Below are 14,812 nucleotides of genomic sequence, written 5' to 3' on the forward strand. Positions count from 1 at the left end.
GATGACCACTTCGCCGAGCACGCCCGGGCGTGCATCGCCGAACGACACCGTGGTCGCGGGGATCTGCTGCCTCGTCCTCGGCCTCGCGATCCTCCTGGCGGTGCCGCCCGTGGCCGACGTGCCGGGCAGTTCCGGCACCGTTCCCGCCGTGGGCTCCGCCACGTGGTACGCGATCCTCGTCGCTGTGGCGGTGCAGTCGGCCGCGGTCGCGACGAGCACGCGAAAGCCTCGTACCGCCGTAGCCCTGGTCATCCTCGCCGCACTCCTGCTCGCCGGTGTCGCGCCGGGCGACCTCGTCAGCGTGACCGCGGTGCCCGAGACCGCCGCCGCCTATCTGCTCGCCGTGACGAGCGGTCACCGGCTCCGGAACGGGACGGCGGCGGCGCTGTTCGCCGGGGTCACGGTCGCCACAGCCTTGAACGCCGTACGCTCCGGCGCGGCGGGTCCTCTCGTCGCACTGGGCCTGGGCGTCGGTCAGGGTCTGATCGTCGTCGGGGTGCCGCTGCTCATCGCCCTTGTCGTCGTCGGCAGACGTGAAGTGCACGCGGCCCACGAGCGGGAGATCGCCGCGCTGACGGGCGAGAGGGAGGCCCTGGTCGCCTCTGCGGTCGCCGCCGAACGCGTCGCCCTCGCCCGCGATCTGCACGACATCGCCGCCCACCACCTCTCCGGCATCGCCATGCTCGCGGCAGCCCTGGGACGGCAGATCGACGACCGGCCCACCGCTCGGGAGTCGGCGGACGACATCCGCGCACAGAGCATGGCCGTCCTCGGCGACCTGCGCAGAATGGTGGGGCTGCTGCGCGACGACGACATGGCACCGCTCGCCGAGCGCTCCCTCCGGGCGATCCCCGACCTGCTCGCACCACGGCGCACGGACGGTCACGGCATCGGTCTCACCGTCCGGCCGGACGGTGCCGACCTGGGCGACGGCGTCTCCGCCCTCGCCCAGGTGGTCGGCTACCACATGGTCCAGGAAGCCCTCGCGAACGCGTCCCTGCACGCACCCGGCGCACGATGCTCCGTCATGCTCGACGGCACGGCTGACGACCGAGTCGCCATCACCGTCCGCAACGATCGCGCTCCGGGTCCTGTCCCCGTTCCGAGGCGGGAGGGCTTCGGCCTGATCGGCATGAGCGAGCGGGCCGCCCTCGTGGGAGCGAGCGTCGACTACGGGCCGACGCCCGGCGGCGGTTGGCAGGTGCTGCTGGTGCTCCCGCGCGAACGGCCGTCGCACCACCAGCGGCTGACGGGAGGGGTGACGTCGTGACCACGGGAATCCGCGTGGTGATCGCCGATGATCAACCACTCGTACGGAAGGGGCTCGCCGCGCTCCTCGCCACCGAGGACGGCATCGAGGTCGTCGGCGTCGCCGAGGACGGGGCTCAGGCCCTGCGGCTGATCCAGGAACAGCGGCCGGACGTGGCATGCCTCGACATCCGCATGCCGCGGATGAACGGCGTGGAAGTCGCGCGCGCCGTGCAGCACGACCCGGTCGAAGTGCTCATGCTCACCACCTTCGACCTGGACGAGTACGTCTTCGGGGCGCTGGAGGCCGGGGCCGCTGGGTTCCTGCTCAAGGACTCCGATCCGGATCTCATCGCGCACGCCATCCGCCAGGTCGCTCTCGGCCGAGGCATGCTCGACCAGGAACTGACACGGCGTGTCCTGCGTGCCTTCGCCGGGCGGCGTGCGCCGCGGCCCGTCACCGTGCGGGACGGCACGGCCGCCGACGGCATCCTCACCCTGCGCGAACTCGACATCCTGCGCCTGCTCGCCCAGGGCATGAGCAACAGCGACATCGCGTCCGAACTGCATATCGAACCGTCCACGGTGAAATCCCATCTCGCCCGGATGCTGCCCAAGCTCGGCGCGGCCTCCCGTCTCCAAGCGGTCGTCTGGGCCTACCAGAACCGGGTGGTCGTGCTGCCCGAGGAGGACTCCTGACTCATGTTGATCACACAAACGGATCGCACCGTGCCCATCACCGTGTTCGCGAGGGCGTCGGTCTCCCCCGGAACGGCGTTCGCCGTCATCGCGCCGATCGACCTCTCCCTGGTCTTCAAGGCGGACCGCTTCTTCCCGGGCGTCAGCCACATCGAGGGGCAGCACGCCCCATGGGACCGCGCCGGGGTCGCCCGGGAGCCGCACTTCACCGACGGCTCCCACGTCACCGAGCGGCTGACCGAGTACACGGCACCGCACGGCTTCGCCTACGAACTCACCGGGTTCACCAACGTGCTCAACAGCCTGGCGCAGGGCATCCGCGGAGAGTTCTCGTTCCTGCCGGACGGCAAGGGGACGAACATCCGGTGGACCTACGAGTTCAAACCCCGGCGCGGGCGTGGCTGGGTCCTCAACGGCCCGTTCAAACCCCTGTGGCAGCGCTACATGCAGCGGGCCCTCGACCGCATGGTCGACGTGGCCGAGGGACGGGATCCTCGATAGCCACAGCTCACTGGCCGAGGAAGCTCAGCCGCACCTGACGGTTGGGGTTGTCCTTGTTCGTGTCCACCAGACACACAGACTGCCACGTCCCCAGGGCCAGGCGGCCGTCGATCACCGGGAGGGTCGCGTGGGGTGGGACGATCGCGGGGAGGACGTGGTCGCGGCCGTGGCCGGGGCTGCCGTGACGGTGCTGCCAGCGGTCGTCGGCGGGGAGCAGCGTGTGCAGGGTGGCCAGGAGGTCGTCGTCGCTGCCTGCTCCGGTTTCGAGGACGGCGATTCCACAGGTCGCGTGGGGGACGAAGACGTTGAGCAGTCCGTCGCGGCCGTGCGCCGCCTCGCGCAGGAAGTCCTCGCACGCGCCGGTGAGATCGACGACCCGCTCGTGGGAACCGGTGGAGATGTTGAGCACGCGCGTGGTGAAGGCATCTGACATGCCCCCATCCTCACCCGGACCCGGGACTTCACGCGCCCCGACGCGACCGATTCCGCTACGGGCGAGGCGTGCCCGTTCTCCGATACGCACGGTCCATCAGGCGAGACACCGTTGACCCGCGACCGGTCGGCTGGCTACTTTCACCGGCATGTTGCGTTCAGCCCTGCTCACCACGCGCGGTCACATCGACCTGCTGCGGGTGGCCTCCGCCGCGTGTCGTCGCGGCCGCTGACGCCCTTCCCGCTCGTTTCCCCGCACCGTCCTGCCCCGCCAGGGCGATCCCCGCGGCATCCGTACGCCGTGCTCACGCGGCACCCGTACGCCGTCCCCGCGTACCCCTCGTGACCACGTGCCCGGCCTCGCCGTCCGGTCCGGTGACCCCTGATCCGGACCGGCGCGGAACCGCGTCCCGTGCCCCGCCTCACTCCGTGGAGCAGCCATGAGCATCAGCCATGCCCCACCCAGCGCCCACGATCCGGACACATCCGGCATATCCGCACCCCCCGCACCCGATTCCCTCCAGCGTCTCGTCCCCGGCTCGTTCCGCCGCGCCCGCGTCCCCCGCTGGCTGCGCCGCACCACCGGACCTCTCCTGCTGCTCCTCCTGTGGCAACTCCTCAGCTCCACGGGAGTGTTGACGCCCGACGTGCTCGCCTCGCCGGGGCGGATCGCGCGGGTCGGCGCCGACCTCGTCGGGGACGGTTCGCTGCCCTCGGCCGTCGCGACCTCGCTGGGCCGGGTCGCGGCGGGGCTGGCCCTCGGCACCGTGACCGGCGTCGGACTCGCCCTGCTTTCCGGGCTGTTCCGGATCGGCGAGGACCTGGTGGACGCCCCGGTGCAGATGCTGCGGACGGTGCCGTTCGTCGGTCTCATCCCGCTGTTCATCATCTGGTTCGGCATCGGCGAGACCCCGAAGATCGCCATCATCACGCTCGGCGTGACCTTCCCGCTCTACCTCAACGTCTACGCGGGCATACGCGGTGTCGACTCCCAGCTCATCGAGGCGGGCGAGTCGTTGGGCCTGTCCCGCTGGGGGCTGGTGCGCCATGTCGTGCTGCCGGGCGCGCTGCCCGGCGCCCTCACCGGGCTGCGCTACGCGCTCGGCGTCTCCTGGCTCGCCCTGGTCTTCGCCGAACAGGTCAACGCCGACTCCGGCATCGGCTTCCTGATGGTCCAGGCGCGGGACTTCCTGCGGACCGACGTGATCGTGGTCTGCCTCATCGTCTACGCCTTCCTCGGCCTGTTCACCGACTTCATCGTCCGCTCCCTCGAAAGGCTGCTGCTGCAATGGCGACCGACGTTCACGGGCCGGTGAGCCCCGCGGCGACCGGGCTCTCCCCGGTCGTACGCGTCGAGGGACTGACCCGCTCCTTCGACGGCCGCGCCGTCATCGACGACCTCGCGCTGGACATCGCGCCCGGCGAGTTCGTCGCGCTGCTCGGGCGCAGCGGCTGCGGCAAGTCGACGCTGCTGCGCGTCCTGGCCGGTCTTGACCGGGACATCGAGGGGACCGTTCTCGTGCCGCGCCGCCGGGCCGTCGCCTTCCAGGCGCCCCGGCTCATGCCCTGGAAGAAGGTGTGGCGCAACGTCGTCCTGGGTCTGCCGGGCAGGCCCGAACGCGCCCTCGCGGAACGCGCGTTGGAGGAGGTGGGCCTCGGGCACCGCGCCGACGCGTGGCCGAAGACGCTCTCCGGCGGCGAGGCCCAGCGGGCCTCCCTGGCCCGCGCCCTGGTGCGCGAGCCCGATCTCCTGCTGCTCGACGAGCCGTTCGGCGCGCTCGATGCGCTGACAAGGATCAAGGCCCAGCGACTGGTCGGCGAGGTGTGGCGGCGCCGGGGCTGTGCGGTGCTGCTCGTCACGCACGACGTCGAGGAGGCCGTCCTGCTCGCCGACCGTGTGCTGGTGATGGACGGCGGGCGCATCGCCCATGAGCAGCGGGTCGCGCTCGACCGGCCGCGCGACATCACCGACCCCCGGTTCGCTGAGATCCGCGCGGGGCTGCTGGAACGGCTCGGCGTCGACACGGCGGCCGAAGCCGCCTGACCGGCGCTGCCCCAGCTGTTCCGAGCTGTCCGAGCCGCCCCGAGCCGGACCGCGCTGTCCCGAGCCGGACCGTCCTGTTCCGGCCTGCCTCGGCGTGAAGACGCCCGGGCCCACCCCCGCCCCCACGCCTCATCCCCGTATCCGCCTCCGTACACGAACGGAACCGCCATGCGACGACGTCTGCTTCCCGCCGCGCTGCTCCTCCCCCTCTCCCTCCTGATCACCTCCTGCGGAGGTGACGCGACCGCCGGGACGGGGACCGACACCGACGGTTCGGGGTCCGTCACCCTCGCCGTCGGTGACCAGAAGGGCGGTTCCGAGGCCGTCCTGCGGGCCGCCGGGGAGCTGAAGAACCTGAAGTACCGCATCAAGTGGTCGACCTTCACCTCCGGCCCGCCCCTGCTCGAAGCCGTCAACGCCCGGGCCGTCGACATCGGCGGCGTCGGCAACACGCCGCCCGTCTTCGCGGCCGGTGCCGGTTCGAAGATCGCGGTGGTGGCCGCGCAGCACGGCACCTCGCTCGGCGACGCCATCCTCGTGCCGAAGGGGTCGAAGCTCACCGCTCCGAAGCAGCTCAAGGGCCGGTCGGTGGCCGTCGCGCAGGGCTCGTCCGCCCACTACCAGCTGGTGGCCTCCCTCAAGGCGGCCGGGCTGAGCCTCAAGGACGTCAAGGTGAAGTACCTCCAGCCGGCCGACGCGCTCGCCGCGTTCAACTCCGGCAAGGTCGACGCCTGGGCGGTCTGGGATCCGTACACCTCCCAGGTACTGGAGGCCGAGCAGGGCCGCGTGCTCACCACCGGCGAGGGCGTCACCAACGGGCTGTCCTTCCAGGTGGCCGCGCCCGGCGCACTGCGCGACCCGAAGAAGGCCGCCGCCATCAAGGACTATCTGGCCCGGCTGCGGCGCGCGCAGGTCTGGGTCCACGACCACCAGCAGGAGTGGGCGAAGGTGTGGGCGAAGGACACCGGACTGCCCTACGAGGTGGCGCTCGCCTCCGTACGGCGCACCAACTCCACCCGCGTCACGGTCGCCGTCGACAAGCCCCTCGTCGCCTCCGAGCAGCAGATCGCCGACACCTTCACCACGCTGGGGCTCATCCCCAAGAAGGTCGACTTCGGTGACTTCGTGGACACGCGCTTCAACGGCGATCTGCCCCCGTCGACCACCGCCCCGGCCCGGAACTGACCCAGGAGAAACCCGAGATGACCGTACGACTGCACTGGTTCCTGCCCACGGGCGGCGACGGCCGGACCCTGGTCGACCGCCACGCCTACGGCCCGAACGGCAAGGCGGGGCGCAGCACACCCGGGCTGCGCCTGCCCGACATCGAGTATCTGGCGCAGATCGCCAAGGCCGCCGAACAGCTCGGCTTCGAGGCGGTGCTGACCCCGACCGGCACCTGGTGCGAGGACGCGTGGCTGATCACGGCCGCCCTCTCCCAGCACACCGAACGGCTGAAGTTCCTGGTGGCGTTCCGCCCCGGGCTGCTCTCCCCCACTCTGGCCGCCCAGATGGCCGCCACCTACCAGCGGGTGACGCGCGGACGGCTGCTGCTCAACGTGGTGACCGGCGGCGACTCCTCCGAACAGCGCCGCTTCGGCGACCACCTCGACCACGACCGCCGCTACGAGCGCACGGACGAGTTCCTGTCGATCGTGCGCGGCGTCTGGCGGGGTGAGCCGTACGACTTCCAGGGCGCCCACTACCAGGTGGACGGCGGCCTCACCGCGCTGCCGCCCGACCCGGTGCCCGAGGTGTTCTTCGGCGGCTCCTCGCAGGCCGCCGGGCCCGTGGCCGCCCGGCACGCGGATGTGTATCTGACCTGGGGCGAGCCGCCCGCCCAGGTGAAGGAGAAGATCGACTGGATTCGCTCGCTGGCCGAACGCGAGGGCCGCGACGTCCGCTTCGGTGTCCGGCTGCACACCATCTCCCGGGACTCCTCCGCGGAGGCGTGGGCCACGGCGAACCGGCTGCTCGACGACCTCGACGCCGACACCATCGCCGCCGCGCAGGCCGCGCTCGGGCGCAGCGAGTCGGTGGGGCAGCGCCGGATGCTGGAACTGCACGGCGGCTCCCGCGACCAGCTGGAGATCCACCCGAACCTGTGGGCCGGTGTCGGCCTGGTGCGCGGTGGCGCGGGGACCGCGCTGGTCGGCAGTCACGCGGAGGTGGCCGACCTCATCGAGGAGTACCACGCCCTCGGCATCGAGCACTTCGTCCTCTCCGGCTATCCGCATCTGGAGGAGGCGTACTGGTTCGGCGAGGGCGTGATCCCCGAACTCGCCGCACGCGGCCTGCTGGACCGTACGGCGACCGGGGGTTCCGGCGGCGGTGCGCCGCTGCTGGTGGCGGGCGGGCGCTGAGGCCGGACGCCTGCGGCGGGGAGGCGAGGGGGGCGGGTCCGGGACGTGCTGTCCTGCCGGGCTCGCCCGCCCGTCCTGCCAGCCGCTCAGCCTTCAGCGGGACTCTGGGCCACCGGTGTCCGGTGCGCGGCGTCCGGGCTCCCGTCAGGGCTCCCGCTCGGGGTGCCCGGGTGTGCGGTGGCGGTCCGCTGCTGGTTGAACTCGGTCACGTTGCGCATGTGCTCGATGTAGTCGGAGGTGAAGCGGGTGTCCCCGGGCTTGACCGTGACGAAGTACAGCCAGTCGCCCGTCGACGGACTGAGCACGGCCCGCATCGCGTCCTCGCCGGGATTGCCGATCGGGGTGGGCGGCAGCCCCATGCGCTGGTAGGAGTTGTACGGGCTGTCGATGCGGGTGTCGTCGGTGCTGGTGCGCAGGATGTGGCGGTCGAGCGCGTAGTTGAGGGTGGCGTCCATCTGGAGCGGCATCCCGCGCTCCAGCCGGTTGAACACGACCCGGGCCACCTTGCCCATGTCGGCCTTGCTCCCGGCCTCGGCCTGGACGATGCTCGCGATGGTGACAGCCTGGTAGACGTTCAGCGAGTTGCGCTGGGCCCCCGCGGCGACCGGCGCGGCGTCGAACTTCTCGTTGGCGGTGTCGACCATCAGCCGCAGCAGCGACTCCGCCGTGATGCCCTTCCGGAGCGGATAGGTGGCGGGGAAGAGGTAGCCCTCGGGGTTGCCCTCGGCGTCGTTCGACAGCTTCAGCCCGGCGGTGGGGGCGGCCTTGCGGGTGGTGCCCGGTTTCAGTTCGAGGGCCTTGTCGACGGCGTCGTAGATCTGGCTCGCGCGCCAGCCCTCGGGGATGACCAGGGTCGCCGTCTTCGACTCTCCACTGAAGAGCGCGATCAGCGACACCGCCACGGCGGTACCGGCCAGAACGGTGCCGACCCCGGCGAGGACGAGTCTGCCCCGGCGCGTCAGTCGCATCGTGCTCCGTGACGGAGTGTTGATGTTCATGCGGGCAAGGTAATACGCATATCACCCGATTCCCCGCATATCACCAACTCGCGTACTCCCGTCGCGCGTCAGGCGACGGGGGCCAGCTGGGCGTCCCGGCGCACGAGGGCCGCATAGCGCCCGTCCTGGTCGAGCAGTTCCTCGTGCGTGCCGCGCTCGGCTATGCGGCCGGAGTCGAGCACGACGATCTGGTCGGCGTCGCGGACCGTGGACAGCCGGTGGGCGATCGTGATCGTCGTCCGGTCGGCCGAGAGGACGTCGATCGCCTCCTGGACGGCGGCCTCGGTGCGGGTGTCCAGGGCGCTGGTCGCCTCGTCGAGGATGAGGACCGGCGGGTTGCGCAGGATGGTGCGGGCGATCGCGAGGCGCTGCTTCTCGCCACCGGAGAAGCGGTGTCCGCGCTCTCCGACGACCGTGTCGTAGCCGTCGGGCAGGGCCGCGATGTGGTCGTGGATCTGGGCGGCGCGGGCGGCCTCGTGCAGCTCCTCGTCGGTGGCATCCGGCTTGGCGAAGCGGAGGTTGTCGGCGACCGAGGCGTGGAACAGGTACGTCTCCTGGGAGACGACGCCGACCGCGCGGGCGAGGGTGTCGAAGTCGAGGTCGCGGACGTCCACGCCGTCCAGGGTGACGCGTCCGCCGGTGACGTCGTACAGCCGGGGCACCAGATGGCCGAGGGTGGACTTGCCCGCGCCGGTGGGTCCGACCACGGCGAGACCGGTTCCGGCGGGCACGGTGAGGTCGATGCCGTCGAGAACGGCGCCGCCCTTGTCGTCGTAGCGGAACTCGACGTCCTCGAAGCGGACCTCACCTCTGATCTGGTCGAGGTGGACGGGCCGGGCGCGTTCGGTGATGTCGATGGGCAGGTCCAGGTACTCGAAGATCCGCTGGAAGAGGGCCAGCGAAGTCTGGATCTGGACGCCGGTCGCCAGCAGGCTCACGGCCGGGCGGAACAGGCCCTGCTGGAGGGAGACGAAGGCGACGAGCGTGCCGAGCGAGACCTCGGGCCCGCCGAACCGGAGCGCCAGACCGGCGGCCCAGTAGATGACGGCGGGCATCGCGGCCATCACGATCGTGATCACGGCCATGCGCCAGCGTCCGGCCATGCTCGACCTGACCTCGAGGTCGACCAGCCCCTCGGACTCCGCCGCGAAGGCCGACGTGAGGGATTCCGAGCGACCCATGGTGCGGCCGAGCAGGATGCCGCTGACGGACAGCGACTCGGTGACGGTGGCGGCCATCGTGGCCATCTGTTTCTGCCGTCGGGTGGTGATTTTCTTGCGCTCCGCGCCGACCCGGCGGCTGATCCAGACGAAGACCGGCAGCAGGACCAGGGAGACGACGGTGAGGCGCCAGTCGAGCGCGACCATGGCGACGACGGTGGCGATGACACTGGTGGCGTTGGACACCAGGGAGGTCGCGGTGGAGGTGACCGTGGCCTGCATTCCGCCGATGTCGTTGGCGATGCGGGACTGCACCTCGCCGGTGCGGGTGCGGGTGAAGAAGGCGAGCGACATCCGCTGGAGGCGGCCGTAGACGGCGGTGCGCAGGTCGTGCATGACGCGCTGGCCGACGGTGGTCGAGATCAGCGTCTGCAGGACGCCGAAGACGCTGGAGAGGACCGCGCTGAGGATCATGCCGAGCGCGAGAAGGCTCAGCAGTCCGGTGCGGCGCTGCGGGATGGCGACGTCGAGGATCTCCCTGAGGAGGAACGGCGTGGCCACGGAGACCAGCGAGGCCGCTCCGACCAGCAGGGCGACGATCGCCAGCCGCCCGCGATAGGGGCGGAAGAGCTTCAGGATGCGGCGCACCTGCCGGGGCTGCTGCCCTGCGTCGGCAGGTGGGTTCCAGGTGATTTCACGTTCGGGCTTCATGGGCTCCTACGAAGGGGGAAGGGGGCCGGTCACGCGGGCCGGCCGACGATGACTCGAAGAGCATAGCTCATTGTTACCTATACTCACAATGAACGGGGTCCTGATATTGTTCCCGGCATGAACACCCCCGACCCCGAAAGCGCCCTCGCGGAGCAGTTGCTGCGGCTCACCCGCCGGGTGCACCGCATCCAGAAGCGCCACCTGGAGCAGCGCGATCTGGGCGTCACCCCCGCCCAGTCCCGCCTGCTGCGCGTCCTCACCCACTACGACTCGCCCCCGCGCATGGCCGATCTGGCCGAGCGCTTGGAGGTGGTGCCCCGCGCGGTGACGACCCTGGTCGACGGGTTGGAGGCGAGCGGCAAGGTACGCCGGATGCCGGACCCGGCCAACCGCAGGGTGACCCGCATCGAGCTGACGGACGAGGGGCGCGCGACCCTGCGCGAGCTGCGCGGCGCACGCCGCTCGGCGGCCGAGGAGATCCTCGCCCCGCTCACCGACAAGGAGCGGCAACTGCTCGGTCTCCTGCTGGACACCCTGATGGACGGGGATCTCCCCAGGCCCTGCTGAGCGGCGGGCGTCCCCGCAGGCTTCGGGACGACGGACGGCGCGGCTTGGTGGAATCTCGCGGCGGACCGGGAAAACCGGTTGAAATTCACCACCGCGTGAGGCGACCCTTTCACGGCTTGCCGCCGTCTGTTGCCCTCCTCCGGACACGAGCCACTGGGACGCCATGCAGATCCAAGACCTTCCGTACTCCGATCCGGGCGTGGCCGACGCACGTTCGGGTCCGCACCTGCTGTGGTGGCTCTTCCGCAACCAGCGGGGCGGCCAGCTCAAGGCGTTGCTCTGGGGCCTGCTGCACTTCTCCGCCGTCTGCGCCCTGCCCTTCTGCGTCGGGCTGGCCGTCGAGGCGGCAGTGCAGGGTTCGGCCTCCGGACTTCTGCGGACGGGCGGCCTGCTGCTCCTGTGCGGCACCTGCGTCGCCGTCGGCGACACCTTCCTGCACCGGGCCGCCGTCACCAACTGGATCACGGCCGCCGCCCGGCTCCAGCAGCTGCTGGCGCGCAAGGCCGCGCACCTGGGCTCCGCGCTGACCCGGCGCGTGGCGGCGGGCGAGGTCGTGGCCGTCTCCACCGGTGACGTGGAGAAGATCGGCTGGTTCGTGGAGGCCGTCTCCCGCTTCACTGCCGCCGCGCTGACGGTGGTCCTCGTCTGTGTCGCACTCATCGTCTACCAGCCCGCTCTCGGTGTGGTCGTCGCCATCGGTCTTCCGCTCGTGGCCCTCGCGGTGCTGCCACTGCTCCCCCGCGCCACACGCCGCGCCGACGTCCAGCGCGAGAAGGCGGGCCGCGCCACCGAACTCGCCTCGGACACCGTCGCCGGGCTGCGCGTCCTGCGCGGCATCGGCGGCGAGGAGCTGTTCCTCACCCGCTACCGCAGCGCCTCGCAGGAGGTGCGGCACGCCGCCGTGCGCAGCGCCCGCATGTGGTCGCTCATCTCCGCGATCCAGGTGGTGGTGCCGGGTCTGCTGCTGATCGCGGTGGTCTGGCACGGCGTCCAGCTGGCCCGCGAGGGCCGGGTGACGGTCGGTGAACTGGTCACCGTCTACAGCGCGGTCATGATCGTCGGTTACCCCACCCGGCACTTCGAGGAGATCGCGATGGCCTTCTCCTTCTCACGTCCGTCCGCGACACGCGCGGCACGCGTCCTGTCCCTCCGGCGCCCGACGGACACCGAGGGTGCGGGAGCCGCGGGCGCGGGAGCTGAGGGCACTGGAGCCGACGGCGCGGGCACCGGCAAGGTGCCGGGCGGCGACCTGCACGACCCCCTCACCGGGCTTGTCGCCCCCGCCCACCGGTTCACCGCCGTGGTGTGCGGAGACCCGGACGCGGCGGGCGAACTGGCGGCCCGCCTGGGCGGCCACCCCGCCGAACCGGGGCCGTCGGTCCTGCTCGGCGGCGTCGCGCTCAACGACCTCCCCCTGGACCTGGCCCGCACCGCCGTCCTCGTCCAGGACAAGGACCCGGTGCTGCTGTCCGGCTCCCTGCGCGAACTGCTCGACGTGCCCGCCTCCGGCTCCGTCCAGGCCGAGGACGCGCTCGCCGCCGCGCAGTGCGACGACGTCCTGGACGCCCTGGCGCAGGCTTCGCTCGACGCATCGGACCCCATGGACACCCGCATCACCGAACGCGGACGCTCCCTGTCGGGCGGCCAGCGCCAGCGCCTTGCCCTGGCCAGGTCGCTCGTCACGGACCCCGAGGTACTGGTCCTGGACGAGCCGACCTCGGCCGTGGACTCGCACACCGAGGCCCGGATCGCCGAGGGCCTGCGCGGACTCCGCTCCGGCCGCACCACCGTGGTGTTCACCTCCTCGCCTCTGCTGCTGGACCGCGCGGACAGCGTGGTCTTCCTCCACAAGGGCACCGTCGCCGCGACCGGCCCGCACCGCGAGCTGATCGCCACCGACCCGCGGTACCGGGCGGTGGTGACCCGCGAGACCGAGGACGAAGAGGACGGCAGCCCCCGCGCTGGCACCACTGACCTGACCGGTCGGCTGGAAAAGGCCGACGGCGACGCCCTGTTGGGCGAACTCGACCGGCTCGAAGAGAACCGGCTCGAAGAGATCGAGGAGAGCGCATGATCGGCGTCGTGCCACCGGCGTACGACCCGGCGGCCCCGAAGACCGCGACCACCCTTCCCGTCGGCGCGGCATCGACGGTGCGCGCCTACGTCGCCGAACTGTTCCGTCGGCACCGCCGGGCCTTTCTGCTCCTCATCGGCGTCAACACGGCCGCCGTCATCGCCTCCATGGTCGGCCCCTACCTGCTCGGCGACCTCGTCGAGCGCGTGTCGGACGATGCCCGCGAGCTGCACCTGGGGCTGACGATCGGCCTCTTCGTGATCGCGCTGGCCGTGCAGGCCCTGTTCGTCCGCCAGGTGCGGCTGCGGGGCGCGATGCTCGGTGAGCGCATGCTGGCCGACCTGCGCGAGGACTTCCTCGTCCGCTCGGTGGGGCTGCCGCCGGGCGTCCTGGAGCGGGCGGGCACGGGCGACCTGCTCTCCCGGATCACCACCGACATCGACCGCCTGGCCAACGCCATGCGGGAGGCGGTGCCACAGCTGGCCATCGGTGTCGTCTGGGCGCTGCTGCTGCTCGGCGGTCTCGTCGTGACGGCTCCCCCGCTGGCCGCCGCCGTCCTGCTCGCGGTGCCGGTGCTGGTCGTCGGCTGTCGCTGGTACTTCAAGCGTGCGCCCTCGGGCTACCGCTCGGAGTCGGCCGGGTACGCCGCCGTCGCCGCGGTCCTGGCGGAGAGCGTGGACGCGGGCCACACCATCGAGGCACACCGCCTGGGTGCCCGCCGGGTCGCGCTGTCGGACCGGCGGATCAAGGAATGGACCGCGTGGGAGCGGTACACCCTCTGGCTGCGCTCGGTGCTCTTCCCCGTGATCAACGCCGTGCACATCATCGTGCTCGGCTCGGCGCTCATGGTCGGCGGCTACTTCGTCCTGCGGGGCTGGATCAGCGTGGGGCAGCTGACGACGGGCGCCCTGATCGCCCAGATGCTGGTCGATCCGGTGAACCTGATCCTGCGCTGGTACGACGAGGTGCAGGTCGCCCAGGTGTCGCTGGCCCGCCTGGTCGGGGTGCGGGACATCGAGCCGGACGCGGGTGAGGCCGCACTCGCCCCCGAGGGCCGGGACGTGCACGCGGACCGTGTCCACTTCGGCTACCGCGAGGGCGTCGACGTGCTGCGTCAGGTGTCCCTGGAGGTCGCGCCGGGCACCCGGCTCGCCCTGGTCGGCCCCTCCGGCGCGGGCAAGTCCACCCTGGGCAGGCTGCTCGCCGGCATCTACGCGCCCCGTGACGGCCACATCACCCTGGGCGGTGCCGAACTGTCCCGGATGCCCGCCGAGCGGGTCCGCTCGCACGTCGCCCTCGTCAACCAGGAGCACCACGTCTTCGTCGGCTCCCTGCGCGACAACCTGCTGCTTGCCCGTGCCGGGGCCGAGGACGCCGCGCTGTGGGCGGCTCTCGGCGCGGTCGACGCGGACGGCTGGGCCCGCGCGCTGGACGACGGCCTCGACACCGAGGTGGGTTCCGGCGGGCTGGCGCTGACCCCGGCGCAGGCGCAGCAGATCGCGCTGGCCCGGCTGGTGCTGGCCGACCCGCACACGCTGGTCCTGGACGAGGCGACCTCGCTCCTGGACCCGCGCGCCGCACGCCATCTGGAACGCTCGCTGGCCCGTGTCCTCGACGGCCGCACCGTGGTCGCCATCGCGCACCGGCTGCACACCGCCCACGACGCCGACGTGATCGCCGTCGTGGAGAACGGCCGCATCAGCGAGCTGGGCAGCCACGAGGAACTGGTCGCGGCGGACGGGGCCTACGCGGCGCTGTGGCGGTCCTGGCACGGCTGATGTCACGGCCGCACGGCCCGGCCCGCGCCGCTGACCGCGCGGGCGGCCGGGCTCGCCTGCACCCGCGACGGCATGCCGCACGGTCCCGTACCGGACGGTGTGCCGTTGCGCGGTCCCGAACCGGGATGGAAGGCTGGACGAGGAGACCGGTTCGGGGGACGCCGGGGGACGGTCCGGTCCGCGCCGTGTGACACCCGCGCCGACGGGCCACCGCGCCACGCGATGGCGCCGGGCCGC

14 protein-coding genes are annotated in these 14,812 nt (G+C 71.8%); 11 read left to right on the plus strand and 3 right to left on the minus strand.

Going from position 1 to position 14,812, the window contains the following annotated elements:
- The first annotated feature begins 1 nt into the window (after window position 1).
- The 3 genes from B079_RS0113975 to B079_RS0113985 are packed head-to-tail and all read left to right on the plus strand — an operon-like array spanning window position 2 to window position 2,448.
- A complete protein-coding gene (locus B079_RS0113975; RefSeq protein ID WP_158684983.1) occupies window positions 2-1,270 on the plus strand; it encodes a sensor histidine kinase in 1,269 nt (422 codons plus the stop codon).
- The gene (locus B079_RS0113980) at window positions 1,267-1,947 is read left to right on the plus strand and encodes a response regulator (protein ID WP_018546438.1); all 681 of its coding nucleotides are present in this window, start codon (window positions 1,267-1,269) and stop codon (window positions 1,945-1,947) included. Before B079_RS0113975 ends, B079_RS0113980 begins: the two co-directional genes overlap by 4 nt.
- Window positions 1,948-1,977: 30 nt before the next feature.
- Complete coding sequence (locus B079_RS0113985) at window positions 1,978-2,448, plus strand: SRPBCC family protein (protein WP_199779907.1); 471 nt, start codon at window positions 1,978-1,980, stop codon at window positions 2,446-2,448.
- Window positions 2,449-2,455: 7 nt separating this feature from the next.
- Here the strand turns inward: B079_RS0113985 and B079_RS0113990 are convergent, their stop codons facing one another.
- Entirely contained in the window at window positions 2,456-2,881 is a 426-nt protein-coding gene (locus B079_RS0113990; RefSeq protein WP_018546440.1) for a YjbQ family protein, read from the minus strand.
- A gap of 148 nt (window positions 2,882-3,029) precedes the next feature.
- Here B079_RS0113990 and B079_RS36550 point away from each other — a divergent pair, with 148 nt between their 5' ends.
- From B079_RS36550 to B079_RS0114010, 5 genes are all read left to right on the plus strand, one after another.
- A complete protein-coding gene (locus B079_RS36550) occupies window positions 3,030-3,113 on the plus strand; it encodes a putative leader peptide (RefSeq protein ID WP_313884353.1) in 84 nt (27 codons plus the stop codon).
- A 207-nt stretch (window positions 3,114-3,320) separates the two neighbouring features.
- Window positions 3,321-4,196, plus strand: coding sequence for an ABC transporter permease (locus tag B079_RS0113995; RefSeq protein WP_018546441.1), 876 nt, complete (start codon window positions 3,321-3,323; stop codon window positions 4,194-4,196).
- On the plus strand, window positions 4,169-4,924 hold the full coding sequence (locus B079_RS0114000; RefSeq protein WP_018546442.1) for an ABC transporter ATP-binding protein: 756 nt from the start codon (window positions 4,169-4,171) through the stop codon (window positions 4,922-4,924). Before B079_RS0113995 ends, B079_RS0114000 begins: the two co-directional genes overlap by 28 nt.
- A gap of 168 nt (window positions 4,925-5,092) precedes the next feature.
- Window positions 5,093-6,109 (plus strand): ABC transporter substrate-binding protein, encoded by a 1,017-nt coding sequence (locus B079_RS0114005; RefSeq protein WP_018546443.1) that lies wholly within the window; start codon window positions 5,093-5,095, stop codon window positions 6,107-6,109.
- Window positions 6,110-6,126: 17 nt separating this feature from the next.
- The gene (locus tag B079_RS0114010; protein ID WP_018546444.1) at window positions 6,127-7,287 is read left to right on the plus strand and encodes an LLM class flavin-dependent oxidoreductase; all 1,161 of its coding nucleotides are present in this window, start codon (window positions 6,127-6,129) and stop codon (window positions 7,285-7,287) included.
- Window positions 7,288-7,373: 86 nt separating this feature from the next.
- Here the strand turns inward: B079_RS0114010 and mltG are convergent, their stop codons facing one another.
- The gene (gene mltG, locus B079_RS0114015) at window positions 7,374-8,285 is read right to left on the minus strand and encodes an endolytic transglycosylase MltG (protein ID WP_051095089.1); all 912 of its coding nucleotides are present in this window, start codon (window positions 8,283-8,285) and stop codon (window positions 7,374-7,376) included.
- Between the two features lie 68 nt (window positions 8,286-8,353).
- Window positions 8,354-10,156, minus strand: a complete 1,803-nt coding sequence (locus tag B079_RS0114020; protein WP_026248678.1) for an ABC transporter ATP-binding protein — start codon at window positions 10,154-10,156, stop codon at window positions 8,354-8,356.
- A 117-nt stretch (window positions 10,157-10,273) separates the two neighbouring features.
- On the opposite strand from B079_RS0114020, the gene B079_RS0114025 reads away from it, so the two are divergent.
- The 3 genes from B079_RS0114025 (at window position 10,274) to B079_RS0114035 (ending at window position 14,575) form a co-directional block, all read left to right on the plus strand.
- The gene (locus tag B079_RS0114025) at window positions 10,274-10,723 is read left to right on the plus strand and encodes a MarR family winged helix-turn-helix transcriptional regulator (protein ID WP_018546447.1); all 450 of its coding nucleotides are present in this window, start codon (window positions 10,274-10,276) and stop codon (window positions 10,721-10,723) included.
- A gap of 163 nt (window positions 10,724-10,886) precedes the next feature.
- A complete protein-coding gene (locus B079_RS0114030; protein WP_018546448.1) occupies window positions 10,887-12,797 on the plus strand; it encodes an ABC transporter transmembrane domain-containing protein in 1,911 nt (636 codons plus the stop codon).
- A complete protein-coding gene (locus B079_RS0114035; RefSeq protein ID WP_018546449.1) occupies window positions 12,794-14,575 on the plus strand; it encodes an ABC transporter ATP-binding protein in 1,782 nt (593 codons plus the stop codon). Before B079_RS0114030 ends, B079_RS0114035 begins: the two co-directional genes overlap by 4 nt.
- Window positions 14,576-14,812: the final 237 nt, after the last annotated feature.

Origin of the sequence: Streptomyces sp. LaPpAH-108 (assembly GCF_000373625.1) — a bacterium.
Classification (GTDB): Bacteria; Actinomycetota; Actinomycetes; order Streptomycetales; family Streptomycetaceae; genus Streptomyces.

Bases quoted from the DNA above. Each gene is read 5' to 3' on its own strand.
- B079_RS0114025 (WP_018546447.1), top strand. From the start codon at position 10,274: ATGAACACCCCCGACCCCGAAAGCGCCCTCGCGGAGCAGTTGCTGCGG.
- B079_RS0114005 (WP_018546443.1), top strand. From the start codon at position 5,093: ATGCGACGACGTCTGCTTCCCGCCGCGCTGCTCCTCCCCCTCTCCCTC.
- mltG (WP_051095089.1), bottom strand. From the start codon at position 8,285: ATGAACATCAACACTCCGTCACGGAGCACGATGCGACTGACGCGCCGG.
- B079_RS0114035 (WP_018546449.1), top strand. From the start codon at position 12,794: ATGATCGGCGTCGTGCCACCGGCGTACGACCCGGCGGCCCCGAAGACC.
- B079_RS0113995 (WP_018546441.1), top strand. From the start codon at position 3,321: ATGAGCATCAGCCATGCCCCACCCAGCGCCCACGATCCGGACACATCC.
- B079_RS0113975 (WP_158684983.1), top strand. From the start codon at position 2: ATGACCACTTCGCCGAGCACGCCCGGGCGTGCATCGCCGAACGACACC.
- B079_RS0114020 (WP_026248678.1), bottom strand. From the start codon at position 10,156: ATGAAGCCCGAACGTGAAATCACCTGGAACCCACCTGCCGACGCAGGG.
- B079_RS0113990 (WP_018546440.1), bottom strand. From the start codon at position 2,881: ATGTCAGATGCCTTCACCACGCGCGTGCTCAACATCTCCACCGGTTCC.
- B079_RS0114010 (WP_018546444.1), top strand. From the start codon at position 6,127: ATGACCGTACGACTGCACTGGTTCCTGCCCACGGGCGGCGACGGCCGG.
- B079_RS0114000 (WP_018546442.1), top strand. From the start codon at position 4,169: ATGGCGACCGACGTTCACGGGCCGGTGAGCCCCGCGGCGACCGGGCTC.
- B079_RS0114030 (WP_018546448.1), top strand. From the start codon at position 10,887: ATGCAGATCCAAGACCTTCCGTACTCCGATCCGGGCGTGGCCGACGCA.
- B079_RS36550 (WP_313884353.1), top strand. From the start codon at position 3,030: ATGTTGCGTTCAGCCCTGCTCACCACGCGCGGTCACATCGACCTGCTG.